Below are 2,465 nucleotides of genomic sequence, written 5' to 3' on the forward strand. Positions count from 1 at the left end.
GCCCCGTACTGAGATATGATTCGCCTGATCATTTACTCCCACCACCCCCGGAAAAGACGTAGCCAGCCGACTGGGGTCAAAAAAGGTAGCCGCAAAGCGACGGGTTTCTTCTACCGTAAAGCTCTGACTACTGAGGGGAGCGATCATCATCGGTGGCAGCAATTGTTCATCTTGCACGACTACCTCGTCCAAGCTTTGAGCAGTTGGCGAAAGGGTTATTTCTAATACAGTTTCTTTCCCCGACTGCACTAGCAATTCTGGAATCCGGAAAGTTTTGTACCCAACGAAGCTAGCCTCTAGTACGTAGCGCCCGATAGGCACATTCTGAATCACAAAATTTCCCTGTTCATTGGTACTGCTTCCCAAGTCTGCCCCCTTCAAATACACTGTTGCGCCTACTAATGGCTGAAGGGTTGCTTCTTCGACTACGGTTCCCCGCACAGTTTGGGTTAAGTCTTGGGAGTAAGCAGGAAGCACTAATATCCCGCACATTCCTAATATAATAGCTAGCTTCATCGTCATTTTCACTTTGTCTAGATACGCCCTTTTTCTATCAAATCTTCACAATAATATTTCGGCGGTACATGATCCAGATGGGAATGAAGCACAGCAGCAAATAAAGTATCGCCCAAACGAAAGAAGCCATCTCGGGCACTAAGCCTAAACTAACTAATCCCTGAAAACTACTTCCCCGCAGTGTTTTCTCAGCTTCGTTAATTGAAATATGAAAGGCATCAATCAGGGTGCCGTGCAGTACGTAAGCCGTAATGGCGTTCATGCCGAAAGCAACGAAGAAGGGTGTCCAACTACGGTAGTGCTTGACGTCAATAAACCAGTACAGCGTACCCAACAGAAGCAAGGCCATGCCGGAGGACACCAGCACGTAGGAGCTACTCCACAGATTTTTATTAACCGGAAAACTCTGATGCCATAGATAGCCCACGAGACAGGCTAGAACTCCCGCGACCATCATACCAATAATTTTCTGTTCAACCGATTTAGACGAACGCAGCCAGTAACCGGTAAGCACCCCCGTAAAACCAGTAACGATGGCTGGGAAGGTACTCAAAAAGCCTTCGGGGTCCCAGGTGACGCGGTACATCCGGCCGGGTACGAGCAGTTCATCCAGCCAAGCAGCCAAGTTGGTTCCGGGTTCCAGATTGGCCGGGCCTACCCCCGGCACTGGAATTAATATCATTGCTAACCAGTAGGCAACCAATGTGATCCCGCTCAACCAGGCAACCCCTCGCCAAGATAGTTTCAGGAATAGCAAGCTGCACACCAAGTAAACCACTGCAATGCGAGGTAGTACTCCTACGTAGCGTAGGTTCTCAAAATCGAAGGCGGGGAACAGTGCCAGGAATAAACCAAGTGCATAAATAATGAAAAAACGCTTCACAATTTTGGTCACTACACCCGCCAGTGGAACTCCACTCGCTACCCGCCTCCCTAAAGCCAGCGTGATAGAGATGCCTACCATAAATAAGAAGAATGGGAATACCAGGTCGGTAGGAGTCAATCCGTGCCACTCGGCGTGCTGCAAGGGCGGATATACGTAACTCCAGGAACCCGGAGTATTGACTACAATCATTCCAATGATGGTGATGCCCCGCAACACATCCAGCGAAAGTAGCCGCTGCTTGGTAGGTTTTGAATCTTTAAGATGCGTGGGGGAGGAAGCGGTAGCAGTAGTTTCGGCCATAAAATGAATAATAGAATGAGTGAGTGGGTGAATGATCGAATAGATAGTTGTAATGACTGGGAAACACTGACGATAGGTAAGCAAAGTTAGCAATTAAATTATTGAACTGCATGACAACTATTATTCAGTCCCCTTTTCATTCAATCATTCATTCCATCATTCGCTCATTCTATCATTAACTGAACCGGTTGTACCATTGCGCCATTAGTGGCTACGTCCCAAGCGGCGAAGCGCACCCACTTTTTACCGCTGGCATCAAAGGGAATTTCAAACCGCTTTTTACTGAAAGGTGGCAGATCTGTCGTGGAGATAATTTGCCGATCGGTGGTTTCACCGTTGCCCCAGACCACTTCTACCATCTCTAGGGGGAAAGTCCATTCCACTTCCGCCACAATAGTTCGTTCTTTTCCTTCTCCTTGAACTTCGTAATGCGGAATCAGCACCTCACCAGAGGTCACAAAATAATTGCCCTGCTTTAACGTGTTGACGATTGAGCTCATATCGTCTACCGAAGGTACCGAATCCAGTTTCAGATAGTTGACTGGCGACATGCCGTAGCTATCATCGTAGGGTGGTTTGCCCCGGTGACCTAGGTCTGAGCGGGATTCGGAAATGCCCAGAGCAAACTTGGGCGGCAGATCGTGAGCGGCCATCCAATTATTAGCTTCGTCCCAGAGGGTTTGAAAACGGTACTCACCCAATCGGGTTTCCGAAGCATCAATGCCCATACCCCAACGGTAGCCTAGCCCAAAGTAGTGCGGAT

2 protein-coding genes and 1 pseudogene are annotated in these 2,465 nt (G+C 48.6%); all 3 read right to left on the reverse strand.

The genetic code is table 11. The annotated features are described in order from the left end of the window. The coding region (locus tag WBA23_RS11420) for a carboxypeptidase-like regulatory domain-containing protein (RefSeq protein ID WP_424582410.1) at positions 1 to 516 on the reverse strand (516 nt) is incomplete at its 3' end. 37 nt (positions 517 to 553) lie between these two features. Then, positions 554 to 1,702 carry an acyltransferase family protein gene (locus WBA23_RS11425; RefSeq protein ID WP_424582411.1) on the reverse strand — a complete coding sequence of 383 codons (1,149 nt, stop codon included), beginning with the start codon at positions 1,700 to 1,702 and terminating at the stop codon, positions 554 to 556. A 164-nt stretch (positions 1,703 to 1,866) separates the two neighbouring features. Then, positions 1,867 to 2,465 (reverse strand): annotated as a pseudogene (locus WBA23_RS11430) (hypothetical protein); the annotation flags it as partial.

Source organism: Tunicatimonas sp. (assembly GCF_049647865.1).
Taxonomy (GTDB): Bacteria; Bacteroidota; Bacteroidia; order Cytophagales; family Cyclobacteriaceae; genus Tunicatimonas.